We start from the raw sequence: 25,300 nt of genomic DNA, 5'->3' as shown, positions 1-25,300 counted from the left end.
CGGTACCGTGCGGAGGACACGGATCTCGACGGACAGGAGTGGTGCGGGTGCGGCCGCGGTGGACCGGTTTAGCCGCGCTGGCAACAGGAATCGGGATAGGGCTCACGGGCTGCGGGCAACCGCCGCCGCCGACCGAGCAGGTCGTGTCCGGCGGGCACGCGGAAGCGGCGGGCCAATCCGATCCGGCCGCGAAATGGGCCGACGGGTACTGCGGCGCGGTCACGCATCTGGTTCGCGCACTGGCGAATCTGCCCTCGATCGATCCGAGTTCGTCAGCGCAGGCCACTCGCACGTCGAGCGATCTGCTGGCGTCGGTCGCCACCGGCATCGACCAGACCGTGGCCGGACTGCACCGGGTCGGCCCCGCTCCGCTGCCCGGCGGCGAACCGGCGCGCACGGCTTTGCTCGGCCAGTTCGCGTCGGTGCGGCACCAGGCTGACGAGGTGCGCGGCAAACTCGACGCGGCCGACACGCCCGACGCGGTGAAAGCGGCGCTGGACGACGCCAAATCGGCTATCGACCAGATTTCCCGGCTCGACGTCCTCAAAGGCTTGGACGCGACGCCAGCCCTGTCCGCGGCGGGCAAGAGGGCGGCGGGCTGTCAGCAGTTGGTGGTTCCGCCCGCGCCACGCTGATCGAGTGCCCGCCGAAGGGCGACCGCGCGCTCCGCATCATGGTGCGCGACGGCGGCGAGGTAGTGCTGAAGCAGTGCCTGCCGAGACCGTTCGAGCTCGGTCAAGCTGACCGACGCCGCCCGGCCGTCTCGCAGCGTCGCCAGCACTGGGGCGGGCAGGCGGTCGACTTCGCGTCCGTGCCAAGGATTCAAGCCGTGCCGCAGGCATTCCAGGGCGATGATCTGGTCTCGAAGGTCGTCGAGCATCAGGACGGCCTGCCACGTCCGGCCGCGGCCGATGGCCGAGCGGGCGTGCACCGCGTACAGCCAGGCCATGCCGATCACCTGCTCGCTGTCCGGTGCCGCTGCGCTGGCCGGCTCGTTGGCCTGGCCGAAAACGAGCTGAAAGCCGTCCTCGGTGGCCCGGAACAGATCGTGGGGCCAGAACGACAAGTCGACCTGGAGCGAGGAATAGAGGAGGAAGACCCGATAACGAACTCCCTCGCGCGAGGTCACGTCGAGGGTGTCGGCCACGCCGAACTTCTCGTCGAGCGAGCGAGTCCAGCGTGCGACGACTGCGGGCTCGTCCGCGTCTTCCGCGAGCTGAAGGACGAGATCGATGTCCGACCAGCGGTCCTCGCTGCCGCGAGCGGCCGATCCGACCAGTGCGGCGCCTGTGATGTCCGCGTCGCGACGGGCCGCGGCGATCAGCTCGGCACGCACCCGGACGCGTTCGGCGGCCTCGAACAAGCTTCCTCCTCAGGCTGGTATTGCTATGCCGGTATTAATATACCGACCTGGTGTTTCCGGGTTCGCGGTGACATATTGTTCCGAAACTGACATGCCGTTCCGTAGCAGTGGCGCAGGAAGGAACTTGCCATGCAGCAGGCATCCCGTCGGCAATACCGAGCGCGCTGCCGTCTCGGGGCGGCCGCGACCGCACTGGCCGCGGTCGCGGGGCTGCTCGGCGCGCCCGGCCCGGCCGGCGCGGCGACGTCCGCGCCGGACTTCTACACTCCGCCGGCTTCGCTGCCCGCGGGGAAGCCCGGCGACCTGATCCGCACCGAACCCTCGCCGCTGGGGCTGCCGCTGCCGGCGAAGGCGACCAGGCTCATGTACCGCAGCACCGACGTGCACGGCGCGCCGATCGCGGTCACCGGCACCATGCTCGCGCCAACCGCGGCGTGGCGCGGCTCTGGACCGCGTCCGCTGGTCTCTCTCGCGATCGGCACTCACGGGCAGGGCGATCAGTGCGCGCCGTCGAAACTGCTCAACACAGCGGTGCACTACCGGCCGCCGTTCGACCTCATGGCCGGCTACGAGGTCCTCGCCATGAGCAGCTTGCTCAGTCGCGGCTACGCGGTCGTCGTGACCGATTACCAAGGGCTCGGCACCCCCGGCACGCACGCCTACCTCAACCCCGTCGCCGAGGGGCACGCGGTCATCGACGCCGCCCGCGCCGCCCAGCGGCTGCCGGGCACCCCGGCTCCAGCGGGGGGTCCGGTCGCGTTCTGGGGATACTCCCAGGGCGGTGGTGCCGCGGGCGGCGCGGCCGAGGCGGCCGGTGCCTACGCGCCGGAACTGGACCTCCGCGGTTCCTATGTGGGCGCTGCCCCCACTGATCTCGCCGCGCTCTCCGACAAGCTTTCCGGCACGCTGCTTTCCGGTGTTCTCGGCTATTACCTCAACGGGCTCGTCGCCGCTTATCCGCACGCCGCGCCGATCATCCAGTCCGGTCTCAACCGGGCCGGAAAGGCCATGCTCCAGAGGGTCGCCGGGCAATGCGTCGTGGAAACCGCGCTCGATTACGGCTTTCATCGCTCCGGCGACTTCACCGCACACGGCGAGCCGATCACCGCGATGCTCAACGCGAACCCCGAAACCCGCGCCATCCTCGCCTCGCACCGGCTCGGCGCCATCCCGCCGTCCGCCCCGGTGCTCATGTCGACCGGCGACAACGACGACATCGTTCCCGCCTCGGCCGTCCGGGCCACCGCCGCCGACTGGTGCCGGCGCGGCGCGACCGTGCGAGTCGACAACCTCCAGCTTCCCGCGGTCCTGCCCGGCACCGCGCTCGGCCACATCGCGAATTACCTCGCCGCCACGCCCGCGGCGCTGGACTGGCTCGCCGGTCGGTTCGCCGGGAGCCCCGCACCCAGCACCTGCTGACCGATCGGGGAAAGCCTCGGCGTGCGGCTCGCCTTCAATCGAACTTGTGTTCTATCATCGCGGCGTGGATCGGACGATCTCGCTGTTCTCGGCGGAGGCGACCGGCCCGGGCCTGCCCGACCTGGCCGGGCTGTTGTGCTGCCAAGGGCAGATCACCGGGTTCGGCCGCACCGCGGCACGGCTGTCGGTGCTGGTCGAGGAGTCGTGGCGGGCTCGGGTGCTGGCGCGCGAATGCCGCAGCCGGGGCGCGGACGCGCAGGTCGCGGTGGCCGAATGCGGCAGTCCGCAGGTGCGCACGTCGTTCCGGGTCGATCTGCTCGGGCTCGCCGAACAGTGGCTGCGGCCGGGCCACACCGGTCCGGCGGAGGACGATTCTGGCAAGGCGGTGCCCGGCGGCTTCCGGCTGAGCGGCGCGATGCTGCGGATGTGGGCGCTCGCGGCAGGTCGTCCCGAACCCGGCGGGTACCTGCTGGGCGTCGATCCGCTGGCCCCGGGGATGCACGAGGAGCTGCTGGGCGCGCTCGCGCCGCTGGGCGTCCACGCGCGGTTGCTCGGGCCGAAGGCGGAGCAGCCTGCGGTACGCGTCAGCGGGCGACGGAAGCTGGCCGGTCTGCTGGAGCTGATCGGCGAACCTCCGGCTGGAGCGGAGGCGGCGTGGCCGGAGCTGCCGCCAGCCGGGGAGCGCCGCGAACGGACGTCGGGAGAGTCGCGTCGAGGCGTTCCAGCGGAGAGTCCTGCACAGTATTTACTGGAGGCTGTGGGGTAGTCGCGCAGAAAAAGTCCCCCACCGCCAAGCGATGGGGGACCCGGTGAAGCGCTCTACGGTTTCGGCAGGGTGCAGCCCTGCTGGTTGAGATCGATCTCGTTGGCCGGGGTCAGGCAGGCCGGGATTCCGTAGGTCTCCTGGCCGTACTTGTAGTTCGGCCGCACGGTCACGTTGCCCGCTTCGTCGACCTCACACGGGTTGTTCAGCGTGCAGCTCTCGCCGTTGTCGTTCGACGTGTTGTTCACGCCGATGACCTTGCCGGTGTTGCGGTCGACGACCGGAGAACCGGAGGTGCCGCCGATGGTCGCGCAGCCCGGCACGTAGCGGATCGAGTCCTTCCAGACCCAGTTGTTCTCGTGCAGTTCGTGCACGAAGCCGTCGATCGAGCAGGAGTAGATCTGCTTCCAGTACCCGGACACCACGTCGATCGGCGTGCCCGCCTGCGGATGGGTGTTGACCAGTTCGAGCGGCGGCACGTTGTACTTCTGCTGGATGTCGGCGTAGGTGTCGCTCAGCTGATAGAGCGAGATGTCGGTGTCGGTCATCGTCGCGTAGACGACCTTGGTCGCGGTCACGGTGCCCACCGAGCTCTGCCCGTCCGGCGAAAGCAGGTCGAACGAGCGGTTCGAGGCCTGCCCGACGATCACCTGCCCCGGATCGGGCATTCCTTCCTCGAGACAGTGCCCGTTCGACAGGACCATCGCGGGCGCGTCCATCGGCGTGGCGGCCGGTTTCACGACCGAACCGGAGCAGTTGGACAGCGCCACGGCACCGGTGAACGTGGTGGTCGCCGCACTTGCTTCAGGGGCGGTGACCAGCGCGAATGTCGCCGCGACGGCGATCGCGGCGCCAACCAGTCGGCGGATCATGGTGGGTTCCTTTCGGCTGGGGGGAGGAATAAGTGAACCGTCGCCAGACTTGGACCCGCCACCGTCTAACGGAGGGTATCGGTGCTATGACCGGTTACCCTGCACGGCACGTGTCCGACATCACGTGCTAGGTGTGGAGGAGAAACATCGCCGAGGTCAGCGGCGATCCGACGGGCAAGGCCCCGGCGGCTCGTCAGGGCACCTCGGCGCTGCGCGGACACCGGGGACGTGCACACTGACAGGTCGAGACGCGGGCGCAGTACCCCTCTGGTGCAGGGGTGAGAGCGCCGCTGCGGCGGCGCGGAGATGAGTGGAGAGCAGGGCAGCGTGGCAGGAACACGGACCAAGAAGAGCGGTACCGGGGGCAACGGTGCCGATCGACGCCGGCTGGTGATCGTCGAGTCGCCAACCAAGGCCCGCAAGATCGCCCCCTATCTCGGCGGCAACTACGTCGTCGAGTCCTCCGTCGGGCACATCCGGGACCTGCCCCGGGGCGCCGCTGACGTCCCCGCGCAGTACAAGGGCGAATCGTGGGCCCGGCTCGGCGTCGACATCGACAACGACTTCAAGCCGCTCTACATCGTCACCCCGGACAAGAAGTCCAAGGTCACCGAGCTGAAGGGGCTGCTGAAGGACGTCGACGAGCTCTACCTCGCGACGGACCCCGACCGCGAGGGCGAGGCCATCGCCTGGCACCTGCTGGAGACCTTGAAGCCCAAGGTCCCGGTGCGCCGGATGGTCTTCCACGAGGTCACCGAGCAGGCCATCCAGGCCGCCGCCGCGGCCACCCGCGAGCTGGACGCTGACCTCGTCGACGCGCAGGAAACCCGCCGCATCCTCGACCGGCTTTACGGCTACGAGGTCTCGCCGGTCCTGTGGAAGAAGGTCATGCCGAAGCTCTCGGCGGGCCGCGTGCAGTCCGTGGCGACGCGGATCGTCGTGGAGCGCGAGCGCGAGCGGATGCGCTTCACCTCGGCGTCGTACTGGGACATCTCGGCGACCATGGACGCCGGTGCGGACGCTTCGCCGCGTACGTTCCCCGCGCGTCTTGTCGCGGTCGACGGCTCCCGCCTCGCGACGGGTCGCGACTTCGACTCCAACGGTCAGCTGAAGGGCAACGCCGCGGATATCCGCGTGCTCGGCGAGTCGGACGCGCGGGCGCTGGCCCAGGCGTTGAACGAGCGTGACTTCAAGGTCGCGAGCGTCGAAGAGAAGCCGTACACGCGGAAGCCGTACGCGCCGTTCATGACGTCGACGCTGCAGCAGGAGGCGGGCCGCAAGCTGCGCTTCACCTCCGAGCGCACGATGCGGGTCGCGCAGAAGCTGTACGAGAACGGTTACATCACTTATATGCGTACCGACTCCACGACGCTGTCGGAGTCGGCGATCACGGCCGCGCGAAGCCAGGCAACGCAGCTGTACGGCAAGGAGTACGTCTCGCCGTCGCCGCGCCAGTACACGCGCAAGGTGAAGAACGCGCAGGAAGCGCACGAGGCGATCCGTCCGTCGGGCGAGGTCTTCCGTACGCCGGGCCAGGTCGCGAAAGAGCTGGACACCGACGAGTTCCGGCTCTACGAGATGATCTGGCAGCGCACCATCGCGTCGCAGATGGCGGACGCGAAGGGCACCACGATGTCGGTGCGCATCGTGGGCACCGCGGCGACCGGCGAGGAGTGCACCTTCGCTGCTTCAGGTCGCACGATCACCTTCGCCGGCTTCTTGAAGGCGTACGTCGAGGCAGTCGACAGCGAGGCCGGCGGCGAGGCTGACGACAAGCAGAGCCGGCTTCCGGTGCTGGTCAAGGACCAGGGCCTGACCGCGCCCGAACTGTCCGCGGACGGCCACTCCACGTCGCCGCCCGCGCGCTACTCCGAGCCGAGCCTCGTCAGCAAGCTGGAAGAGCTGGGCATCGGCCGCCCGTCGACGTACGCGTCGATCATCAAGACCATCCAGGACCGCGGCTACGTCTGGAAGAAGGGCTCGGCCCTGGTTCCGTCGTGGGTCGCGTTCGCGGTGATCGGCTTGCTGGAGCGGCACTTCGAACGGCTGGTGGACTACAACTTCACCGCCGGTCTCGAGGACGAACTGGACCGCATCGCCAGCGGCGACGAGCACCGCGTCGAATGGCTGTCGAAGTTCTACTTCGGCGGGGACTTCGGCGTCGAGGGCTCGGTCGGCCGGCTCGGCGGGCTGAAGAAGCTGGTCGACGGCAGCGTCGAGGGCATCGACGCGCGCGAGATCAACTCGATCCCGATGTTCAGCGACGCCGAAGGCCACCAGGTCGTGGTGCGCGTCGGCCGGTATGGGCCGTATCTGGAGCGCGAGGTCAACGGCGAGTCGCAGCGCGCGAACCTGCCTGAAGACCTGCCGCCGGACGAGCTGACCGCGGAGATCGCGGAGAAGCTCTTCGCGACGCCGCAGGAAGGCCGCGTGCTGGGCACCGACCCGGTCAGCGGGCACGAGATCGTGGCGAAGGAAGGTCGCTTCGGCCCGTACGTCACCGAGCTGCTGCCTGAGCCGGAGCTGCCCGAGGACGCCACGGCGGCGCAGAAGAAGGCCGCGAAGGCGAAGCTGCCGAAGCCGCGTACGGGCTCGCTGTTCAAGTCGATGTCGATCGAGACGATCACGCTCGACGACGCGCTGAAGCTGCTTTCGCTGCCGCGCGTCGTGGGCAAGGATCCGGAGTCGGGCGACGAGATCACCGCGCAGAACGGCCGCTACGGGCCGTACCTGAAGAAGGGCACGGACTCGCGGTCGATCCAGACCGAGGACCAGCTGTTCTCGATCACGCTGGAAGAGGCGCTGAAGATCTATTCGGAGCCGAAGCAGCGCGGCCGGTCGGCCACTGCGCGTCCGCCGCTCAAGGAACTCGGCGACGACCCGGTGTCGGGCAAGCCGATGGTGGTCAAGGACGGTCGCTTCGGCCCGTACGTGACCGACGGCGAGTACAACGCGACGCTGCGGAAGTCCGACAGCATCGAGGAACTCACCGCGGAGCGCGGGGCTGAACTGCTGGCGGAGAAGCGCGCGAAGGGGCCGGCTCCGAAGAAGCGGACGACGCGCAAGGCTCCGGCGAAGTCGACCACGACGAAGTCGACAGCGGCGAAGTCGACTACTGCGAAGAAGGCGCCGGCGAAGCGGAGCAGCACGGCGACGAAGTCGAAGTAACGAGGATCTGAAGGGCCACCTGGAAAACTCCGGGTGGCCCTTTCTCGTGTCAGGGGGATGGATGGGGGAGACACAGCGCGCTCGTGCCGCGGTTTCCGTGGCTTTCGCGGTGTGCGGTGCGGCATTCGCTTCGTGGGCGGCTCGAGTGCCTGCGGTGCAAGGGAAACTCGGCCTCAGCGCTGGAGAACTCGGGATCGGCCTGTTCGGACTCGCCACCGGATCGGTGGTCGCCTTGCTGGCCGCGGGGCCGTTGATCACGAAGATCGGCAGCAGGCGCGGGGTTCTTTGCGGGGCCGCGGTGTTGTGCGGCGGATTGCCGCTCGTCGCCTTCGCGCCGGACCTGCCGTTGTTCGTCGCCGCGCTCGTGGTGCTCGGAGTGGGCAACAGCCTGCTGGACGTCTCGATGAACGCGCACGCCGCGCGCGTCGAAGAGGCTTACGGGCGGCCGATTTTCGCTGGGTTCCACGCTTTCTGGAACATCGGCGGATTGGCGGGGTCGGGCGTCGCGGCGCTGATGGAGCTCTGGCGGGTGCCGATCGAAGCGCACTTCACCGGTGCTGGCGTGGTGCTGCTGGTGCTCGGGATTTTCGCTGCTTCGCAGTTCTTGCCGGGTGCTGACCGTGGACAGGGCGAGGCGGCGTTCGCCTTGCCCAGCAAGGCGTTGATCCCGTTGGGCGTGATCGCGTTCTGCGGTTTCGTCGCGGAGGGCACGGTGAACGACTGGAGCGCGGTCTACCTCCGGGAGGTCACCACAGCGAGCGCGGCCGTCGCGTCGCTGGGCTACTTCGCGTTCTCGATCACGATGATCGCTGTGCGCACGGTGGCCGACCGGGTCGTCGAGCGCGTCGGCGGCGTGCTGTTCATGCGGGTCGCGACCGCGGTGACGGTCGCCGGGTTCCTGCTGGTGGTCGCTGTTCCGGTGCCGGTGCTCGCGGTGATCGGGTTCGCCGTGGTCGGGCTCGGTGTGTCCGGGATCGTGCCGCTCGCGTGGAGCGCGGCCGGACGCAAGCAGCCGGAAGCGCCCGGTCGCGCGATCGCGGCCGTCGCGGCGTGCGGATACCTCGGGTTCCTCGCCGGCCCGGTGCTGGTCAGCGGCCTGAGCGGCGGGATCGGCCTGCACTGGACGCTCGCCGTTGTCGGAGCCCTCGTGGTCACGGTCGGTTTCCTCGCACCCACGATGCGTGTCGGCGAGCCGGTGTCGCGGCGTTGACCGACCGCTCGGCGCACGGATGGGTTGACTCGAACAAAAGTTCGAGAAATTGTCGGTACCAGGGTGTTCAATGACGGGGTGAGCAGTTCAGCACCCGTCGTCTTCGACGTCATCGACGAGGTCATCGGACCGCTGCGGGCCGAGATGCCGCAGCGGCCTTCGGTGATGGAGTTCTACGACCCGCATTTCGAGGTGCCGCCCGTGCTGGCCGAGGAGGAGCCCGCCGGAGCGGCTTCGGGACTGAGCTTGGCCGACGAGGTCCGGCAGTCGTTCGGGCCGATGCTCGGAGCCGGGCTGGCCGAGGAGGTGGAGCAGTACACGCGATTCGTCGCCGGGATGGCCGCGCTCGGTCTCGCCGCCGACGGCGAGGTGACCGCCGAAGCGGTCGAGTTGTACCGAGTGCTGCGCGGCGGATTCATCCGGGGAGTGGTCACCGGGGTGTTCCCGGCGAGCGAGGAGCCGTGGGAGGTGCGGTTCTTCGGAGACGAGGACTTCACCACGGTGATGAGCAAACTGGGCCGCCGGGCGCGGCTGCGGTCCGGGATGCTCAGCGCCCTGCCCGGATGGGTGTTCGACGGTCTGCCGGACCGTCCGCCCGGCCCTGGGCCCGCCGTGCGCATAGAGACGGACGACAGCGGCCTGATCCCGAGGGCGGCATGGGGAGACCTGGACGTCATCCGGCAAGCAGTGGCCCGGCCCCGGCAGGGGACGGTGCTGGTGGACCTGGCCGTACGGGACGCGGTGCTGGCGGAGTACCCGCACGGCGCGTTCGGATTGGTGGACAACGACCAGGGGCGGTACCAGTTCCGGGCCGCGCCGCGGGGAGCGGGCGGCGGATGGGTGGTGACGTGGTCCCCGGCTACCCGGGGGACCGCGGAGGCCTGGATCGTCGAGGCGGTGCGCAGCCATGCTTGAGCGGAGGTGATGACGGCCGGACTGGTTTTGGTCGGCGGAGTCCGGGGCCTGTCGGGCCGGGCTCGGGGCGGTCTGGCTGGGGCCGGGGTGGTTCGGCTGGAGCCGGGGTCGGTCTGGCTGAGCGTCGGTGGGCCAGCCAGGCCGAACTGCGCTGGTCGAGGCTGCGCTTCGGCCGCGGTTGGCTGGGGTGAGCCTGGCTCGGTGGCGCTCAGTGTCCGCTCGGGGCGGACCCGGTCGGTTCGTCTACGCCGACCGGCCCGGCCGATCTGGCACCGGTCGACGTGGCAAGCGCGCCCTGGCGGCCCGGTGGGCGAGGCCAGTCGGGCCGCCAGGGCGCGGGGTGATCGGCAATCCGGCAGGGCTCCCAGCCAAGGCCGCCTTGCCGAGTTGCCGACGTCTCGCACGCTTCGTGTGCGCGAGGCTCTGTTGGCTTGGCTGGCAGTTCGGCAGGGCTTGTCAGTCAAGCCGACTTGCCCTGCCAGCCAGCCGTGCTCACCGGTCACTCCGGCCCGTGCAATCAGCCAGCCGTGCTCACCGGTCACTCCGGCCCCTGCAATCAGCCAGCCGTGCCCGCCGGTCACCCCGGCGCCTGGCAATCAGCCAGCCGTGCCCGCCGGTCACCCCAGCCCCCACAACCAGCCAGCCGTGCCCCCTAAAATCCAACCCTGCTCCACCCTCAACCCGATCAGTTCCGGCCTGTCAAAACCCCTCCACCCGGCCGTCTGTCGGCGGTCACTGGTCCGGGTGGCGTGCCTTCCCCCGGGCGCGGGCAGTAGTGGTTCTGCGGCCATTGGGTGGATGCGGGGACCGGTACTCTCGCCGACACTGGACTCGGCGGACATTCCGTAGTGAGGTGGTCACCATGAGCACGAGCGACGGGACTCCGTTTTTTCCCGCCTCCGGGCCCGACCGGGACGGGACGTTGGCCGGCGACGTCGGCGAGGTCGGGGGCGAGCGGTTCTCCGATCCGTTGTCCGGGTTCGAGATGGCGTCCAGCCGTGCGCCTCGGCCGTTGCCGACCGCCAAGCCGGTTCAGCACGACCCCGAAGAGGTCAAGCGGATGGTCGAGGCCGCGCTGAAAGAGGAAGCCAAGAAGAAGGAAGTCGTCAAGACGCCGAATCCGATTCCGCCTTCCGACCGGCCGGATCTGGTTCCTCTCGGGTTGCTGCCCCGGCAGCGGACGTGGCCGACCAAGGCTCCGCAGTTGCTGAAGAAGGTGCCCCGGCCGCGGCCGAAGCGGGTTACCGAGATCGCCGACGACGACATCGAGGAAGAGCTCGCCGAGCGGCAGAGCCGGCGTGGGCTGCCCTCGATCAGCATGCCCAGCTTCGGGCGTCCCTCCAGCAGCACGGCGGGCGTGGTGCTCGCTGTGGTGTTGCTCATCGTGTTCGGAATTGTCGCGATCGAGCTCATCGCTAGCCTGGTGAGCAGTGTGAAGGGGCTGTTCGGCTGACCCCCGCTGACCTCGTATATCACGGGGCGTGCCGTACTCGCGTGCGCGGCGGGACTACCCTGGCGGCTACACGGTCGGGGGATCCGCAGGGGTCGCCTGACTCCGCCGTGACAAGTGGGGTGGGCGTATCAGCGAGGGCGTACGGTCGGTGCCTGGCACCGGCCCGGGCGGATCGGGCGGGACGTCCACGATTCACCGGGCCCGCCGAGTGCTGGCGATCAAACCGTTTCGTCGGCTGTGGGGCGTCACGTATCTGTGCAGTGTCGCCGACTGGCTGAACCTGCTGAACCTCACCAGCCTGAGCACCAAACTCCTCGACAACTACTCCGCGCAGAACTACGCGTTCGTCGGCGTCATCGTCACCGCGCTGCTGCCCGGTCTGCTATTCGCGCCGGTCGGCGGCCTGCTCGCGGACCGGTTCGACCGGCGCAAGATCATGGTCATCTGCGACCTGCTGCGCTGCGGGTTCCTGCTGTCGATCGCCGTCGTCGGGGCGCCGTGGTGGCTGTTCGTGGCGAACTTCCTGGTCGGCTGCTGTTCGATCATGTGGATCCCGTCCAAGGACGCGGCGGTGCCGAACCTGCTGCGCCGCCCCGAGCAGGTCGAGACCGCCAACCAGCTCGGCATGGTGATGACCTACGGCCTCGCCGTCATCACCGCCGCCGGGGCGAACGCGCTGATCCAGGGCGCGAACTCCACGTTCCACCTGTTCCAGGGCCCCGGCGTCGACCTGTACATCGCCAAGGTCGTCGTCGTCATCACCGGCCTGCTGTACCTGATCAGCGGCATTCTCGTCGCCACCCGCATCCCCGAGCTGTCCCTGCGCGACGTGCACTCGACGCCGCAGCAGAAGGTCAAGCGGGCCGACGAGGAGAAGTTCGGCTTCGGGGCGATGATGCGCGACGGGCTGAAGTTCGTCCGCAGCACGCCGATCGTCCGCGGTCTGCTGATCGGTGCCTTCGGCGCGTTCGCGGCCGGCGGCGCGGTCATCGGCGCGGCCAAGCCGTACTCGTCGTCCCTGCTCGGTGGCGACGCGGCGTTCAACCTGCTGATGCTGGCTGTCTTCATCGGCCTGGCGCTCGGCATGGCGCTGGCCCCGAAGCTCGCGCACCGGCTCCCGCACGACCGGCTGTTCGGCATCTCGATCGTCCTCGCCGGGCTCGCGCTCGGCGTCGTCGCGTTGTCGCCGCACCTGGCGATCTCGGTCGGCGCGGTCGCCTTCGTCGGCATCTGCGCCGGCACCGCCTTCCTCACCGGTGTCACGATCATCGGCTCCCGCGTCGAGGACGCGATCCGCGGCCGGATCAACGCGATCTATCAGGCGATGCTCAAGATCGTGCTGTTCGGCGCGACGGTGGTCACGCCGGTGCTGATCGGCCTGGTCCGGCAGCGCAACGTCACCCTCTTCGGCACGCCGATCATCGTCGACGGCACCCGTCCGGTCATCCTCGGCGGCGGCCTGCTCGCCGTGCTGCTCGGGATCATCGCTTACCGGCAGATGGACGAGCGGCGCACCGAGAAGATCTTCAGCGACCTGCGCAACGCGCTGCGCCGCAACCCGCGCCGCGTCAACGGCTTCCTGATCGCCATCGAGGGCACCACCGCGGTCAACACCGCCGAGCAGGCCGCTCGCCTCGCGCGGTGGCTCGGCACCGGCACCCGGCCGGTTGTCCTCACCGCCGATCCGGCGCTCGGCGAACAGCGCTTCCGCACGCTCGTCTCGGACGCGGCGCTCACCGGGGTGCGCGCGCAGGCGCTCGTCGCCGCGGCCGTGCGCGCTGAGCTGGTGGAACGCCAGATCCAGCCCGCGCTCGACGCCGGGTCCGTGGTCGTCATGGAACGCTTTGTCGACTCCCCGCTCGCGTCGCTGTCCGCGGCGGGCGAGCTGGACCGCGACGAGCTGGAAGGCCTGGTCGACTGGGCCACCGGACGTCTCCGCCCGGACCTCACCGTGCTGCTCGACTCCGAGCATCCGGATGACCCGCAGCCGTCGCTGAAGGACCAGCTCTGGGTGCAGAAGCTGCTCGCCGAGATGGCCGCCGCCGACCCGGACCGGTACGTGGTGGTCGACGCCGAGGGCTCCGACGGCGACGTCGCGGGCCGCGTCCGCAGCGCCGTCCAGTCGGTCTTCGTCGGCTCGCTCGCCGGGCTCGCGCCCGCGGAACCGCCGGAGGAAGAGCCCGAAGACGCGGCTGTCGCGGACGTCGCCGAGGCGGCGGCCGCCGAAGCGGAAGCGACGCAGAACGGCGCGGACGCGCTGCCCGCGGTGTCCAAAGTGGAGGATCGGTGACGACCCCGATCGGTGTCTGGACTGAGCTTGTCGGCCAGGAGCCTGCCGTGGAAACGCTGTCCGCCGCGGCAGCCGCGGCGGCCAAGATCGTTGCCGGAGAAGCTGTCGCGCCAGCGGCGATGACACACGCCTGGCTGCTGACCGGACCGCCGGGATCCGGCCGTTCGGTCGCCGCGCGCACATTCGCCGCGGCCCTGCAGTGCAGCACCGGGACCGGTTGCGGCGCTTGCCCCGGCTGCCGTACGACGATGGCCGGGACCCACGCGGACGTGCGGCTGGTCGTCCCGGAAGGACTGTCCATTTCGGTCGCTGAGATGCGCGCGCTCGTGCAAGCGGCGGCGCGCCGGCCGACGACCGGTGAGTGGCAGGTCGTGATCATCGAGGACGCCGACCGGCTCACCGAGGGCGCTTCGAACGCGCTGCTCAAAGCCGTGGAAGAGCCGCCCGCCCGCACAGTTTTCCTGTTGTGCGCGCCGTCGGATCACCCGGAGGACGTCTCGGTCACCATCCGTTCGCGGTGCCGGTTGGTTCCGCTGCGCACCCCGCCCGCCGAGGCGATCGCGCAGGTGCTGATCTCCCGGGACGGCGTCGAGCCTGAGCGCGCCAACTGGGCCGCAGCGGTGTGCAACGGCCACGTCGGCCGCGCGCGTCGCCTCGCCACCGATGAAGCCGCTCGGCAGCGTCGCGCCACCGTGCTGCGGATTCCGCTCGGATTGCGCCGTCCGGACGACGTTTTCACCAGCGCTGACCAGCTGATCAGCGCGGCGGAAGCGGACGCGGGCGAGGAAAGCAAGGGACGCGACGAGCAGGAACGTTCCGAACTGCGTACCGCGATGGGCGGCGACGGCACTGGCAAGGGCGTCGCCGGAGCGAAACGCGCCGCCGAGGCCGCGGTCAAGCAGCTGGAGAAGCGCCAGAAGTCCCGCGCGACGCGAACCCAGCGCGACACGCTCGACCTCGCGTTGGTCGACCTGGCAGGCTTCTACCGCGACGTCCTGGTGACGACCACGCGTTCCGGCGCGACGTTGACGCATCCAGACCACGCGGACCAGATCAACTCGGCCGCGGCTTCCTGGTCGCCGGAGTCGACGCTGCGCCGCCTGGAAGCCGTGCTGGAGTGCCGCGAGGCGATCGGGCTGAACGTGAAGCCGCGGATCGCCGTGGAAGCCATGGTCACCACCCTCCGCCAAGGCTGACCTCGTGAGTGCCGATCACGGTTAGAACCGGGATTGCCGCTCACGGAAACGGCCCCCTCGCCAGTCAGCGAGAGGGCCGTTTCCTTGCCTGGGTTCAGTCGCGCGGATGCGGCGACGGCTTGAACGGCGTGTCCGGACCGCCGTTCGGCCGCTTCAGCACCAGCGCGGGACGCCGCCGGTTCGGGAACGCCGCCACCATCACGACGCCCATCAGCAGCATCGCCGTGCCCGTCCAGAACAGCGGCACCGTGTCGTACGCGCCGTTCGTGTAGGCCAGGTGCTTCACCGGACCCGCCGGTGCGGCACCGCCCTGCGGCGGGGCAGGCGGAGTCGTCGTCGAACCACACACGACGCCGCCGGTCGGGGCATAGGCGCGGGCGATCTGCTCGCCGAGCGACAACTGCGCCAGCGACGAGGGCAGGTTGTCGCCCGCCTGCTTCGGCAGCAGGTCCTTCAGGTTCTTCGTCGGCAGCACCTGCACGTCGAGCAGCCGCGCGGCCGCGCCCAGCTGGTAGCCCTTGAACGGTGTGGTCGCCTCGGACTGCTTCTGGTCCAGGTTCGCGATGCTCAGCCGCAGCACGCCGAGGTCGAGCACCTTCCCGGTGGTGTCGCCGAGCTGCTGCAGGCCCTTCGTCGCGGTGGCGACGAGACCGCCGACCACCGGCACGTTGTCCAGCGCGCCGAACTGGTCGCTCAGCTGCGAGAGCGGCAGGCCGATCGGGATGTCCTTGGTCGGGTGCGCCGCGTCGAGCGTGTACAGCGTCTTGCCGCCGGCCGCGATGGTGATCACCGGAGCCTGGTAGTCCACCTTGGACGTCTTCGCGTCGCCAGTGGAGGTGACGGTGAGCGTCGGCTGGCTGGCCACCTTGAGGTTCAGCTCGAGCGGGGTGCCCTTGAGGATGTTGATGTCCGCCGCCTGGAGCGTGGACCTCGACTGCACCGCCTTGTTCTTCGAACCGGGAATGTCGACAAGCTTGACCTGCGACCGCGACGACAGCGTGTTCGGCAGGCTCAGCAGCGACCCGGTACCCGCGGCGGGCGTCTGGCCGCTGCCGGGCAGCAGGCCGCCGAGGCTCTGCAGCCCGCTCTTCGGGTCGAAGCCCTGCGCGAGCTGGGTGCCCTGCGGCAGGTTCAGCCCGCCGCTGCCGAGCAACGGGACCTGCGGCAACGTCGGGATGACGTTCAGCAGCGACAGGCTCGCGACGGACGTGCTGGCGTCGGCGATCGTGTCCACGCACGGGCCGAGCGATTCGCTCCAGCGGGCGTGCGCGGTGCCGTTGAGCAGCCCGACGTTGAGCAACGGGTTCGACGGCGCGTTCAGGCCCCCGCTGATCTCCTTCGGGTTGTCCGGCAGCGCGGTCTGCACGAGGCTGCCCGGCGTCTGCGGAGCCTGGCCCCCGACGGCCAGCCCGAACGGAGACGACTGCGCGATCGACTTCTCGTAGGCCAGGTAGGCCTCCGAGTTCGCCGACGCGCTGGACAGGCCCATGCCCGCCTCGAGCGCGGACTGCTTCGGCAGCGTCTGGCCGAAGCCGGGAAGGATCGTGCTCGTGGTGACCGAGTTCGGCAGCAACCGCAGAACGCCGAGCGCCGTGCCCGCGTCGCCCACCGCGTGCCCGAGCGGCTGCGGCCCGATGGGCGCGGACGCGGGCGGCTGCGAGGGGTTGTTCGGCTGCGGGATCGGCGTCGTCGGAATGTCCTGCGCACCGGCCGGCGCGGCCAGGAGCAGCAGCAACGCGGCAGTTGCGGGTACCGCCAGCGCACGGGGCAGTCTTCGCTGCATGTGCCGGGTCCTCCAGTGGATCGCCGGGTCGGGGGGTGAGACCGAAGTCATAGGAGCCTAACGACGCGGCCCCCGCAAGGTGACGCACCACGCCTCCGCTACACTGATGACCGTCGCACAGCGGCATGCCGCCTTAGCTCAGTCGGCCAGAGCGATTCACTCGTAATGAATAGGTCGGGGGTTCGATTCCCCCAGGCGGCTCCGCAGGTCAGGCCCCATCCGAGACACTTCGGATGGGGCCTGACTCGTGTGGCGGGTGGCTAAGTGGGTGACCAGGACGCCTGGCCGGGGGAAGAAGGAACCTCCACAGGTTCACCCGTCCGGGGAGGATCCTGGTTTCTCGCCGTGACGCCCGGCCAAGCACTAGTTCATCCGGCTGAGCCGTGCCTGGAAGAACGCGGTCAGGTAGTCACGGAAGAACTCGAGCGACGCGGTCGCGTCCCCGCTGCCGTACTGCCGTTGCCACGTGGCGGGCGGCACCTTGTCCTTCTGGTTGAGCAGGACCGTGAGATAGCCGTTGTCGGTCGACGACGAGTGCCCGGTCCGCGGCAGGTGCCTGCGTTCCTTCCAGCCGGTCAGTGCCGGCCAGCCCGCGTCCCAGCCCGCGCCGAACTGCTGTTCCCCGATCGGACTGGTGAGCAGCGCGAACGGGCGGTCCAGGGCGACCGGCCGGGAGAGCGGTCCGTCCAGGGAGACGCCCGCCTTGACCCGCCGGTCCGCGGCCATCGTGAACGCGGTCGCCCCGCCGCCCGCGGAGTGCCCGGCCATGCCGACGCGAGCCCGGTCGATCCGCGGCGAGCGTTGCCCGAGCACCGTGTCCACCACGAACGAAATGTCCTTCGCCCGGTCCTCCATCGCCGCGGGCCACGGTTCGCCAGGGGCCTGACACGCGATGCACTGCACCAGCCGGCTGCCCGGGAACTCGACGTTGTACGCCTCGTAAGCGTGGTCGACCGCCGCGACGACGAACCCGTTGGCGGCCAGGTTCTCGGCCAACGTCGTGAGCGTCGTGCGGCTGTTGCCCGCGCCGGGGGAGAGCAGCACGAGTGGCCAGCCACGGCCGGCGGACGGCAGTGCGGGCGCGTCCTTCCGCGCATGCACGCCGACCCGTTGCACTGCGTCCGCCGGAAGGTCCAGCCCGAGGCCCTTGACCGTCGCCGCGGACTCGGCGGCGGTCAGGTACTGGGCCCGCTCGCCAATCGGGAACGCGGGATACCACAGGGAAACCATGAGTTCGCGGCGTTCGGACGGTACCCAGGGGTCAGCCCGGCTGGTGTCGGTCAGGTGGAGGGTGCGCAATCCGAGCGGATACTTGCCTTCCGGGCTGAGCAGTGCGGCGGGCTCGGCGGCCGACGCTGGGGCGGCCAGCCCTAGCAACAACACCGCCACGACGGTAAGAAACCGAAATCTGAGCATGCTGGACAGCGTGTCGACCGGCCGCCCGCCGCACATTGCCCGTCCGGCCCGCGTTACCCCCGACTTTCGGCAGAACCGCTTCGTTCGGCGAGCAATTCCAACCCGCCGGACCCGAGCCGCAACACGGACGGGACCAGTTCCGTCGTCTCGTACGGCGAACTGAGCACCTGCTCCCGGACGGTGTCCGCCAAACCGGAGCCCTCCCTCGCGACGTACATCTCGTCCGGGCAGGGCAGACCGACGATCAAGTCTCCCGTTCCGAGATGCGGCGTCAGTTGGGCGTGCAGATCGGGCAGCGCGAGTGCGGACGCCGCCAGCTGGTTTTCTCTGGCGAGCGAGACCAGTACGTCCTCGCCCGAACTGCGGACCTCGAACTTCAGCCCGCGGACCAGGCTGCTGAACCCGACGTCGAGCAGTTTCTCGAGCGGTGCACCCATTTCCTCCTGCTGATGCCGGGTGATGTGGTGCATCCCGATTTTGCCCTCGGGCGTCCGCGACACCACCGCGAGCGCGACCGACAACTTGCCGGGCACGAGTGGGCGATGCGGGAGTGCGTCGAGCAGCCCGGCGCGTGGCGAGGACGCGCTCCAGAGGACCGGCAGAATCTCCTCGGCGCTTTTCCGTTGCTCGGCTTCGGCCATTGCGGTGCGGGCTTCGGCGAAGGCACGGTCCCATTCACCGGGACCTGGCCGGGCGAAGCTGTAAGTGCATTCGGCCTTCCGGAAATTCTTGGCCATGAATTTCTGGTCCGCCGCGGAAGGCTGCCATTCGCTGTACACGGCCAAAACCGCGGACCCGCGCACCTTGTGCTGCTGCCGGATGCTCGCCCACGCCTGCTCGACCGCGTCCTCGGCCTGGGTGGGCGCGCTCGCCAGCACTGGTTCGGGGAGACCTTTGATCCGGAAGACGACGAGGTTCTGGGAAACGTCATCGTTCATGAGAATTCCGCCAGGGAAAAGGATCTTCGCATGCGTCCTAACTACCACAACCGGCGCGCAGTCCGGCGAGGCTGAACGACAGCGTGCGCCGCCACGCGTCCGGGGTTGCCTCGACGGTCTCGCGCACGATCAGCGCGTTCGTGAAGATCAGCAGCATCAGATCGTCGGACGTGACATCCGGGCGCAGCGTCCCGGACTGTTGCGCGCGTTCGAGCAGCCGGACCGATTTGGCGAGTTCGGCCGTGCAGCGCGCGGTCAGTTCAGGCGCGTCCTGGAGTTGCCTGCTGATCGCGTCCCGGAACGCGGGGTCGTCGGCTTGCTGTTCGCACAGGACGGTCACGTAGGTGACGAACGATTCCCACGGATCGTCGACCGCCTCCGCCCGGCGCATCGCCTCGTCCATCCGCTCGGCGACCAGTTCCGGCATCACCGCGTCGATCAGCGCTTCCCGCCCGCCGAAGCGGTTGTAGAGGGTTCCGGCGCTGACGCCCGCCCGCTGCGCGATCTCCTCCAGCGGCACCGTCAAACCCTTCTCCCGGAAGGCTTCCGCCGCCGCGGTGAGAAGCCGCTCCTGGTTGCGGCGGGCGTCTCGGCGCAGCGTGGGCTTCCCCTCCGTTTTCACCAGGTCATCGTAGGTCCGCGGGAGGAAGTTGACAACGTCCTCAACTTGGCGCCAAAGTTGAGGCCGACATCAACTTACGGAGGTTCCGTGGCCAAGACCCTCGTTCTCCTCGGTGCCGGCACCGGCCTTGGTCCCGCGATCGCCCGGCGCTTCGGCGGTGCGGGATTTCGGGTCGCGCTTGTCGCGCGCAACCACGAACGGCTTGCCGCGCTGGCTGATCAGCTGGGCGCGGAAGGCGTCGAAGCCGCGGCGTTTCCAGCGGATCTGGCGCGTCCGGCGGAGATTCCGGCGCTGGTCGACGCGATCCGGAACCGCTTCGCGCGGATCGACGTGGTGTCGTACGCGCCTTTGGATCTGAACGGATTCACGCCCGCTGCCGAGCTGACGACCACGACCGCGCAGCGGCTGCTCGACCTGTATTTCCTCACCCCGATCGCCTTGGTCCAGGCCGTGGCGGGGGAACTGCGCGCCCGCGGCGAGGGCAGCATTTTGATCAGCCAGAGCGTCTCGGCCACTCAGCCCGCGCCTGTCCTCAGCGGCATCGGCCCGGCGATGGCCGCGACCCGTAACTACATCCAGAGTCTGGCGGCCGAAATCGCGCCCGACGGGGTGCACGCGGCGACGCTCCAAATCGGAGCCATGATCCGCGGCAGCGGCGTCCACGCCGCACTGCTGTCGGGTGCGATCGCACCCAATTCGGAGTTTCCGGAGATCGATCCGGCCGATATCGCGGAGGCGCTGTGGGAGCTGCACGCCAAGCGCGACACTTCCGATCTTCAGCTTCCGTAAGGGAATTACTCGGCCAGATGTCCTTCCGGGGCAGCGGATTCCGGGATCGGCTCGCCGACGCCAGTCGTCAGCAGCGCGTGCAAGCTCGTGTTGACGCAGTTCGTCCAGCCCCGCGAGCACTCGCGGTAGCAAGCCTGGTCCGGAGTGAGGCCGTGGTGCGTGAAGCGCAGCGTCGTTCCGGTCGGGCCCGGCGAGATGTCGAAGCTCATCCGGGTGCCGGTCCATTCGTCGTGCTGGTCGACGAAGGCGACGTACGCGTCCTCGACGTGCCAGGCGACGCGACGGCCGGGCACGAGTTCCGTGACGCGGATCTGGGTCGACGGGATTCCCTTGTCCACAAAAGAAAACGCGTCACCGACCGCGGTCGCAGTGCCGGTGATCGTCTTGCTGAACCAGCCGCGGACGTCGGTGACCGCGGCGAAGACCTCCTCGGGGGTGCGATCAACGGTCAGTTCGGTGGTGAAGGAGTTCATCGGACTTCCTTTCGCGAGATAATGCAACTAGTCGGTTGCGACACTATGGCAACCGACCGGTTGCGTCAATGGGGTGTGGTTGCCTAGGCTCGGCCCGGAAGGAGCACGACATGGGGTTTCCCGACCGCATCGAGCGGACGGTCGAGCTGGCGCAGCCGCCCGCGGCGGTGTGGACGGCGCTGACCACGGCGGACGGCCTGAGCGCCTGGTTCGGCGACGAGGCCGAGATCGACCTGCGTCCGGGCGGGCTCGGCCGCGTCGCGTGGATCGGCGACCGCAGTGCCGAGATCCGGGTCGAGCGCGTCGGGGAGCCGGCGGTGTTCGGCTTCACCTGGCAGGTCGACGGGATGCCGGAGGACGACCCGCGCCGCACGTATGTCGAGTTCACGCTGCGGGCAGACGGCGGCGGGACCCAGCTCACCGTCGTCGAATCCGGGTTCGCGCAGCTGCCGGACAGCCAGTACCCGGCGACCTACCGTTCGCACGTCGAAGGCTGGGCGCGCGAACTGGACGAGCTGGCGGCCAATCTCGATGGCAGCTGACTCCGAAGCGGTCGCCGAGCAGGTTTTCTCCGCGCTCGCCGATCCGACCCGGCGTGCGATCCTCGCCGAGCTGGCCGCGCGCGGTCCGGCGACGGCGACGGATCTGGCGGCGCGGCTCCCGATCACGCGGCAGGCGATCGCCAAGCACCTCGGCCTGCTGTCCGACGCCGGGCTGGTCGCCGCGGAACCCGGAGAACGCCGCCGGGTGCGGTACCGGCTCGATTCCGCGCCGATGCGCGTCGCGCAGCAGTTCCTCGCCGCGCTCGCGCGGGACTGGGACGGTCCGCTCGCCGCGCTGCGGGCTCATCTCGACCGCGAAGAATGACCCGCGATTTCACTCATCTGAGGGACGGAGTCGGCCGACTGGCCAGCCGCAAAGGGCCGGAGGAACGAGGGCGGGGCATACCAGTCTCGGTTGACTGGAAGCCATGAACAGCGTGCGGAACAAGGCGGTACTGGCCGCGACCGGGATCGCGGCTCTGGCCACGGTCGCGTCGTGCGGCCTCGGTGCCTCGATCGAGGAGAAGTCGAACGGCCACGTGAAGGCGGTTTCCTACGACAACGGAAAGCAGGGCAAAGCCAACGCGGACGCCCGGCTCCCGTCGTGGGTGCCCGACGACGCGAAATCGGTCACCGAACTGATCCGCACCACCGGTTCGGAACGGATTCTGCGCTATCAGCCAGGTCCGTCGGACCTGCCCGAGTTGTGCAAGCCGGGAAAGGCCGAGGCGAAGGCTCCGACGCTCGCCGCGGACTGGTGGCCGGCGGGCGAGCACAAGCGGATGGACAAGGACTGCGACGGCTGGCACGTCGCGGTCGAGACCGACGGCGTGTTCGCCTATCAGGTCGAAACGGTGGCCAACGCCGACAAATAACAGTGGCCGCCCCGGAAACCGGGGCGGCCACTGTCTGTCCTCTGTGGTCAGTTGGCGGGCGGGGTCAGCTTCAGCACCGTCGCGGTGGCTTGCCCGCGCGGGGTGCGGTAGCTGATTTCCTCGCCTGCCTTCGCGTTGGCCAGCGCGAGGCCGAGCGGGCTGTCCGAGGTGATCGCGTCCGCGTCCTCGCCGGGAAGGGTCACCACAGTGAACTCTTCCTCGTCACCGTCGGAAAAACGCAGCGAAACCCGCGTGCCGTCGGGAAGCAGCGAGCTGTCGTACGCGCCGTGCTCCAGCTTCGCGGTGACGTCGGCGATCTGCCGGTCCAGTCGCGCCGCTGCCTCGGCGCGGTCGATCACGTCCGCCTGGTCGGCGGCGTCCCCCGTGCGTTCCTGCTCGCCCGGCTGCGGCGATAGCGCCTCGCGTTGCGCGCGCAGATCCGCGATTTCCTTCTCCAGCTGACGGCGTGCCGCCTCGCTGAGCCCCTTGTCCCCTGAGATCACCATGCCGGGCATTGTCCGCTGCGCGGACCGGGGTGGCCAATCCGGTTTTTCACCCGCCGGAAGACGTTGGGACGACTGGCCTAGGATTCAGGGCTGCCGTCCTGACAAACGTAACGAGGATCACCGTGAGCGCCGTACCCGGTCGCAGCACCCAGCTGTCGCCCAACCAGTTGCAGAAACAGGAACTGATCGTCGAAGCGGCTCGCAAGGTCCTCGCCCGCGAAGGGCTCGCCGGCTGCACGGTACGCGCGATCGCCGAGGCCGGACCGCTCACCAAGAGCGCGATCCACTACTACTTCGCCGACATCGACGTGCTCATCGACCGGGCGATGGCCGCGCACATCAACACTTTCGCCGCGGAATTGCGCAAGGTCGCGGACAAGCACTCCGACCCGCGCAAACGGCTTTTCGCGGTCACCGAGGCCTACCTTGCCGAATTCGCCGACCACCCGCGCGGTGCGTTCCTCTGGTTCGAGTACTGGATCGCGGCCGGCCGCGCGCAGCATCCGCAGGCGATCGACGCCATGCTCACCTCGATCACCGAACTGCTCGTCGAACTCCTCGGCCCGCTCGACGTCGACGATCCGCGCGCCCGCGCCCGTTCGCTGCTGAGCTATCTGCTCGGCGCGGTGGTGCAGCAACGCGTCCGGCCGAGGTCGTCCGCAAGCCTCCGCGGCGACATCGAGGCGCTCTGCTTCGCCGGGTATCGCTGACGCCGCTTAGGCTCCTGGCATGCCTTTGTTCTCCTTGGACGGCGTCAGCCCGCAGGTCCACCCGGACGCCTGGATCGCCCCCACCGCCACCCTGATCGGCAACGTGACCGTCGAGAAGGACGCTTCGGTCTGGTACGGCGCGGTGATCCGCGCGGACTTCGGCCCGATCGTCATCCGCGAGGGCGCGAACATCCAGGACAATTCGGTGATCCACTCCGGACCCGAGATGACCGAGGTCGGCCGCAACGTCACCGTCGGGCACCAGTGCCTCGTGCACGACTGCACGGTGGGCGAACAGGCGTTGATCGGCAACGGTTCCACGGTGCTCGACCGCGCGGTGATCGGACCGCGCGCGTTCGTCGCCGCGGGGTCGACGGTCACACCGGGCACCGAGGTCCCGGCGGAGACGATCGCGATGGGCAGCCCGGCGAAGAAGTTCGTGGAGCTCACCGATTCCGCTCGCGTGTGGGTCGACCACAACGCGGCGGTCTACCAGGAACTCGCCCGGCGGCACCGCGGCGGTCTGGAGCAGGTCTGAGCGCTTCCCGCGGACCGGACGGGGCTGGCGCGGTGCACTAAACTTCGTCCCGCAGCAGCGACTGGCGCCATTCAAGAGGTGGAGCACCACCGGGGAGCGACGACGAGGCCGGCACCGCGCGCCTGGGTGCGGGCCACTGCAGAGCCGGAGTACGCCATGACACACCAGCCCGCCCTGTCCGCACTGTCCGCGGCGGACCCGCAGATCGCCGGTCTGGTCGAGGACGAGGCGAAACGCCAGCACGACAAGATCCGCCTGATCGCGTCCGAGAACTACGTTTCGCAGGCGGTGCTCGAAGCCACCGGCAGCGTGCTCACCAACAAGTACTCCGAGGGCTACGCCGGCAAGCGCTACTACGAGGGCCAGCAGTTCATCGACCAGGTCGAGCAGGTGGCGATCGAGCGCGCGAAGGCCGTCTTCGGCGCCGACCACGCGAACGTCCAGCCGTACTCCGGTTCCCCGGCCAACCTCGCGGTGTACCTGGCGTTCGCCAAGCCGGGCGACACCGTGCTCGGCATGGCGCTGCCCGACGGCGGCCACCTCACGCACGGCTGGAGCGTGTCCGCGACCGGCAAGTGGTTCACGCCGGTCCGCTACGGCGTCCGGAAGGAAACCGGCCGCGTCGACCTCGACCAGGTCCGCGATCTCGCCCGCCAGCACCGGCCGAAGCTGATCTTCGCGGGCGGCACCGCCATCCCGCGCACCATCGACTTCCCGGCGTTCGCCGAGATCGCCCGCGAGGTCGACGCCGTGCTGGTCGCCGACATCGCGCACATCGCCGGCCTGATCGCGGGCGGCGCGCACCCGTCGCCGGTCGGCCACGCGCAGGTCATCACCACGACCACGCACAAGACGCTGCGCGGTCCGCGCGGCGCGATGATCCTTTCCGACGCCGAGCACGCGAAGGCCGTCGACAAGGCGGTGTTCCCCGGTCTGCAGGGCGGCCCGCACAACCACACGACGGCCGCCATCGCGGTCGCGCTGGGGGAGGCGCAGCAGCCGTCGTTCTCCGAGTACGCGCACACCATCGTCGCGAACGCGAAGGCGCTGGCCGAAGCGCTGGTCGAGCGCGGGTACGACCTCGTCTCCGGTGGCACGGACAACCATCTGCTGCTGATCGACCTGACGAACAAGGCGGTGCCTGGCAAGCCCGCCGCGCAGGCGCTGGACCGCGCGGGCATCGAGCTGAACTACAACACCGTGCCGTTCGACCCGCGCAAGCCGTTCGACCCGTCCGGCATCCGGCTGGGCACGTCGGCGATCACCACCCGCGGGCTCAAGCCGGAGCACCAGGTGCAGGTCGCGGACTGGATCGACCGGACGGTGACCGCCGCGGCCGCGCAGCAGGACGGCGCGCTGGACACGATCGCCGCGGAGATCCGCGAGTTCCTGCAGCCGTTCCCGATCCCGGGCTACAGCGAGTGAGGTCGTGAGTGGCGATCACGGTTCTAACCGTGAT

General features: G+C 69.4%; 24 protein-coding genes and 1 tRNA gene. 17 read left to right on the top strand and 8 right to left on the bottom strand.

Features of this window, described 5'->3' with window-relative positions; all coding sequences use genetic code 11:
* Window positions 1-47 precede the first annotated feature (47 nt).
* Window positions 48-635 (top strand): hypothetical protein, encoded by a 588-nt coding sequence (locus L3Q65_RS33250; protein ID WP_182895826.1) that lies wholly within the window; start codon window positions 48-50, stop codon window positions 633-635.
* Here the strand turns inward: L3Q65_RS33250 and L3Q65_RS33245 are convergent.
* Window positions 602-1,363: a nucleotidyltransferase domain-containing protein gene (locus L3Q65_RS33245; protein ID WP_237597502.1), complete on the bottom strand. Its 762-nt coding sequence runs from the start codon at window positions 1,361-1,363 to the stop codon at window positions 602-604. The genes L3Q65_RS33250 and L3Q65_RS33245 overlap by 34 nt on opposite strands.
* A 129-nt stretch (window positions 1,364-1,492) precedes the next feature.
* On the opposite strand from L3Q65_RS33245, the gene L3Q65_RS33240 reads away from it, so the two are divergent.
* Complete coding sequence (locus tag L3Q65_RS33240; RefSeq protein WP_237597501.1) at window positions 1,493-2,782, top strand: lipase family protein; 1,290 nt, start codon at window positions 1,493-1,495, stop codon at window positions 2,780-2,782.
* Between the two features lie 64 nt (window positions 2,783-2,846).
* Window positions 2,847-3,548 (top strand): hypothetical protein, encoded by a 702-nt coding sequence (locus L3Q65_RS33235; protein WP_182895823.1) that lies wholly within the window; start codon window positions 2,847-2,849, stop codon window positions 3,546-3,548.
* 53 nt (window positions 3,549-3,601) lie between these two features.
* On the opposite strand, the gene L3Q65_RS33230 is transcribed toward L3Q65_RS33235, so the two are convergent.
* Entirely contained in the window at window positions 3,602-4,417 is an 816-nt protein-coding gene (locus L3Q65_RS33230; protein WP_182895822.1) for a serine protease, read from the bottom strand.
* Window positions 4,418-4,723: 306 nt separating this feature from the next.
* On the opposite strand from L3Q65_RS33230, the gene topA reads away from it, so the two are divergent.
* The 6 genes from topA to L3Q65_RS33200 all read left to right on the top strand — a co-directional run bounded on the left by topA (window position 4,724) and on the right by L3Q65_RS33200 (window position 14,649).
* On the top strand, window positions 4,724-7,585 hold the full coding sequence (gene topA, locus L3Q65_RS33225) for a type I DNA topoisomerase (RefSeq protein ID WP_237597500.1): 2,862 nt from the start codon (window positions 4,724-4,726) through the stop codon (window positions 7,583-7,585).
* A gap of 61 nt (window positions 7,586-7,646) precedes the next feature.
* Window positions 7,647-8,795, top strand: a complete 1,149-nt coding sequence (locus tag L3Q65_RS33220; protein ID WP_237597499.1) for an MFS transporter — start codon at window positions 7,647-7,649, stop codon at window positions 8,793-8,795.
* A 63-nt stretch (window positions 8,796-8,858) separates the two neighbouring features.
* Window positions 8,859-9,710: an ESX secretion-associated protein EspG gene (locus tag L3Q65_RS33215; RefSeq protein ID WP_237597498.1), complete on the top strand. Its 852-nt coding sequence runs from the start codon at window positions 8,859-8,861 to the stop codon at window positions 9,708-9,710.
* A gap of 862 nt (window positions 9,711-10,572) precedes the next feature.
* Entirely contained in the window at window positions 10,573-11,163 is a 591-nt protein-coding gene (locus tag L3Q65_RS33210; RefSeq protein WP_220508476.1) for a hypothetical protein, read from the top strand.
* Between the two features lie 148 nt (window positions 11,164-11,311).
* Window positions 11,312-13,453 (top strand): dTMP kinase, encoded by a 2,142-nt coding sequence (locus L3Q65_RS33205; protein ID WP_182895817.1) that lies wholly within the window; start codon window positions 11,312-11,314, stop codon window positions 13,451-13,453.
* Window positions 13,450-14,649, top strand: a complete 1,200-nt coding sequence (locus tag L3Q65_RS33200) for a DNA polymerase III subunit delta' (protein WP_237597497.1) — start codon at window positions 13,450-13,452, stop codon at window positions 14,647-14,649. Before L3Q65_RS33205 ends, L3Q65_RS33200 begins: the two co-directional genes overlap by 4 nt.
* Window positions 14,650-14,743: 94 nt before the next feature.
* On the opposite strand, the gene L3Q65_RS33195 is transcribed toward L3Q65_RS33200, so the two are convergent.
* The gene (locus tag L3Q65_RS33195; RefSeq protein WP_237597496.1) at window positions 14,744-16,432 is read right to left on the bottom strand and encodes a hypothetical protein; all 1,689 of its coding nucleotides are present in this window, start codon (window positions 16,430-16,432) and stop codon (window positions 14,744-14,746) included.
* Between the two features lie 127 nt (window positions 16,433-16,559).
* On the opposite strand from L3Q65_RS33195, the gene L3Q65_RS33190 reads away from it, so the two are divergent.
* Window positions 16,560-16,633 (top strand) — tRNA-Thr (locus tag L3Q65_RS33190).
* A gap of 162 nt (window positions 16,634-16,795) precedes the next feature.
* Here the strand turns inward: L3Q65_RS33190 and L3Q65_RS33185 are convergent.
* From L3Q65_RS33185 to L3Q65_RS33175, 3 genes are read right to left on the bottom strand one after another with little or no spacing between them, the layout of a single operon-like run.
* On the bottom strand, window positions 16,796-17,848 hold the full coding sequence (locus L3Q65_RS33185) for an alpha/beta hydrolase fold domain-containing protein (RefSeq protein WP_237597495.1): 1,053 nt from the start codon (window positions 17,846-17,848) through the stop codon (window positions 16,796-16,798).
* A gap of 53 nt (window positions 17,849-17,901) precedes the next feature.
* Window positions 17,902-18,786, bottom strand: a complete 885-nt coding sequence (locus L3Q65_RS33180) for a hypothetical protein (protein WP_237597494.1) — start codon at window positions 18,784-18,786, stop codon at window positions 17,902-17,904.
* 37 nt (window positions 18,787-18,823) lie between these two features.
* Window positions 18,824-19,408 carry a TetR/AcrR family transcriptional regulator gene (locus tag L3Q65_RS33175; protein ID WP_182895812.1) on the bottom strand — a complete coding sequence of 195 codons (585 nt, stop codon included), beginning with the start codon at window positions 19,406-19,408 and terminating at the stop codon, window positions 18,824-18,826.
* 87 nt (window positions 19,409-19,495) lie between these two features.
* On the opposite strand from L3Q65_RS33175, the gene L3Q65_RS33170 reads away from it, so the two are divergent.
* Entirely contained in the window at window positions 19,496-20,197 is a 702-nt protein-coding gene (locus tag L3Q65_RS33170; protein ID WP_182895811.1) for an SDR family oxidoreductase, read from the top strand.
* A gap of 5 nt (window positions 20,198-20,202) precedes the next feature.
* Here L3Q65_RS33170 and L3Q65_RS33165 read toward each other — a convergent pair whose 3' ends face one another.
* The gene (locus L3Q65_RS33165) at window positions 20,203-20,670 is read right to left on the bottom strand and encodes an SRPBCC domain-containing protein (RefSeq protein WP_237597493.1); all 468 of its coding nucleotides are present in this window, start codon (window positions 20,668-20,670) and stop codon (window positions 20,203-20,205) included.
* Window positions 20,671-20,780: 110 nt separating this feature from the next.
* On the opposite strand from L3Q65_RS33165, the gene L3Q65_RS33160 reads away from it, so the two are divergent.
* From L3Q65_RS33160 to L3Q65_RS33150, 3 genes are all read left to right on the top strand, one after another.
* Window positions 20,781-21,212 carry an SRPBCC domain-containing protein gene (locus L3Q65_RS33160; protein ID WP_237597492.1) on the top strand — a complete coding sequence of 144 codons (432 nt, stop codon included), beginning with the start codon at window positions 20,781-20,783 and terminating at the stop codon, window positions 21,210-21,212.
* Entirely contained in the window at window positions 21,202-21,537 is a 336-nt protein-coding gene (locus L3Q65_RS33155; protein ID WP_182895809.1) for a helix-turn-helix transcriptional regulator, read from the top strand. The genes L3Q65_RS33160 and L3Q65_RS33155 overlap by 11 nt, the downstream gene beginning before the upstream one ends.
* Before the next feature lie 103 nt (window positions 21,538-21,640).
* Complete coding sequence (locus L3Q65_RS33150; RefSeq protein ID WP_237597491.1) at window positions 21,641-22,087, top strand: hypothetical protein; 447 nt, start codon at window positions 21,641-21,643, stop codon at window positions 22,085-22,087.
* A gap of 47 nt (window positions 22,088-22,134) precedes the next feature.
* On the opposite strand, the gene L3Q65_RS33145 is transcribed toward L3Q65_RS33150, so the two are convergent.
* Window positions 22,135-22,593 (bottom strand): GreA/GreB family elongation factor, encoded by a 459-nt coding sequence (locus L3Q65_RS33145; protein WP_037808306.1) that lies wholly within the window; start codon window positions 22,591-22,593, stop codon window positions 22,135-22,137.
* A gap of 122 nt (window positions 22,594-22,715) precedes the next feature.
* Here L3Q65_RS33145 and L3Q65_RS33140 point away from each other — a divergent pair, with 122 nt between their 5' ends.
* The 3 genes from L3Q65_RS33140 (at window position 22,716) to glyA (ending at window position 25,266) form a co-directional block, all read left to right on the top strand.
* Window positions 22,716-23,303 (top strand): TetR/AcrR family transcriptional regulator, encoded by a 588-nt coding sequence (locus L3Q65_RS33140; protein WP_182895807.1) that lies wholly within the window; start codon window positions 22,716-22,718, stop codon window positions 23,301-23,303.
* A 19-nt stretch (window positions 23,304-23,322) separates the two neighbouring features.
* The gene (locus L3Q65_RS33135) at window positions 23,323-23,841 is read left to right on the top strand and encodes a gamma carbonic anhydrase family protein (RefSeq protein ID WP_182895806.1); all 519 of its coding nucleotides are present in this window, start codon (window positions 23,323-23,325) and stop codon (window positions 23,839-23,841) included.
* Between the two features lie 156 nt (window positions 23,842-23,997).
* Window positions 23,998-25,266, top strand: coding sequence for a serine hydroxymethyltransferase (gene glyA / locus L3Q65_RS33130; RefSeq protein ID WP_182895805.1), 1,269 nt, complete (start codon window positions 23,998-24,000; stop codon window positions 25,264-25,266).
* Window positions 25,267-25,300 lie beyond the last annotated feature (34 nt).

This window comes from Amycolatopsis sp. FU40 (assembly GCF_021903635.1).
Lineage (GTDB): Bacteria > Actinomycetota > Actinomycetes > Mycobacteriales > Pseudonocardiaceae > Amycolatopsis > Amycolatopsis dendrobii.
Note: the sequence above shows the minus strand (reverse complement) of the source record. Positions and strands in the feature narration are given on the sequence as shown.

What these genes read in the sequence shown, in the direction of transcription:
- L3Q65_RS33240 (WP_237597501.1), top strand. Translation starts at nt 1,493, where the DNA reads ATGCAGCAGGCATCCCGTCGGCAATACCGAGCGCGCTGCCGTCTCGGG.
- L3Q65_RS33230 (WP_182895822.1), bottom strand. Translation starts at nt 4,417, where the DNA reads ATGATCCGCCGACTGGTTGGCGCCGCGATCGCCGTCGCGGCGACATTC.
- topA (WP_237597500.1), top strand. Translation starts at nt 4,724, where the DNA reads ATGAGTGGAGAGCAGGGCAGCGTGGCAGGAACACGGACCAAGAAGAGC.
- L3Q65_RS33220 (WP_237597499.1), top strand. Translation starts at nt 7,647, where the DNA reads ATGGGGGAGACACAGCGCGCTCGTGCCGCGGTTTCCGTGGCTTTCGCG.
- L3Q65_RS33210 (WP_220508476.1), top strand. Translation starts at nt 10,573, where the DNA reads ATGAGCACGAGCGACGGGACTCCGTTTTTTCCCGCCTCCGGGCCCGAC.
- L3Q65_RS33195 (WP_237597496.1), bottom strand. Translation starts at nt 16,432, where the DNA reads ATGCAGCGAAGACTGCCCCGTGCGCTGGCGGTACCCGCAACTGCCGCG.
- L3Q65_RS33185 (WP_237597495.1), bottom strand. Translation starts at nt 17,848, where the DNA reads ATGCTCAGATTTCGGTTTCTTACCGTCGTGGCGGTGTTGTTGCTAGGG.
- L3Q65_RS33180 (WP_237597494.1), bottom strand. Translation starts at nt 18,786, where the DNA reads ATGAACGATGACGTTTCCCAGAACCTCGTCGTCTTCCGGATCAAAGGT.
- L3Q65_RS33165 (WP_237597493.1), bottom strand. Translation starts at nt 20,670, where the DNA reads ATGAACTCCTTCACCACCGAACTGACCGTTGATCGCACCCCCGAGGAG.
- L3Q65_RS33160 (WP_237597492.1), top strand. Translation starts at nt 20,781, where the DNA reads ATGGGGTTTCCCGACCGCATCGAGCGGACGGTCGAGCTGGCGCAGCCG.
- L3Q65_RS33155 (WP_182895809.1), top strand. Translation starts at nt 21,202, where the DNA reads ATGGCAGCTGACTCCGAAGCGGTCGCCGAGCAGGTTTTCTCCGCGCTC.
- L3Q65_RS33150 (WP_237597491.1), top strand. Translation starts at nt 21,641, where the DNA reads ATGAACAGCGTGCGGAACAAGGCGGTACTGGCCGCGACCGGGATCGCG.
- L3Q65_RS33145 (WP_037808306.1), bottom strand. Translation starts at nt 22,593, where the DNA reads ATGGTGATCTCAGGGGACAAGGGGCTCAGCGAGGCGGCACGCCGTCAG.
- L3Q65_RS33135 (WP_182895806.1), top strand. Translation starts at nt 23,323, where the DNA reads ATGCCTTTGTTCTCCTTGGACGGCGTCAGCCCGCAGGTCCACCCGGAC.
- glyA (WP_182895805.1), top strand. Translation starts at nt 23,998, where the DNA reads ATGACACACCAGCCCGCCCTGTCCGCACTGTCCGCGGCGGACCCGCAG.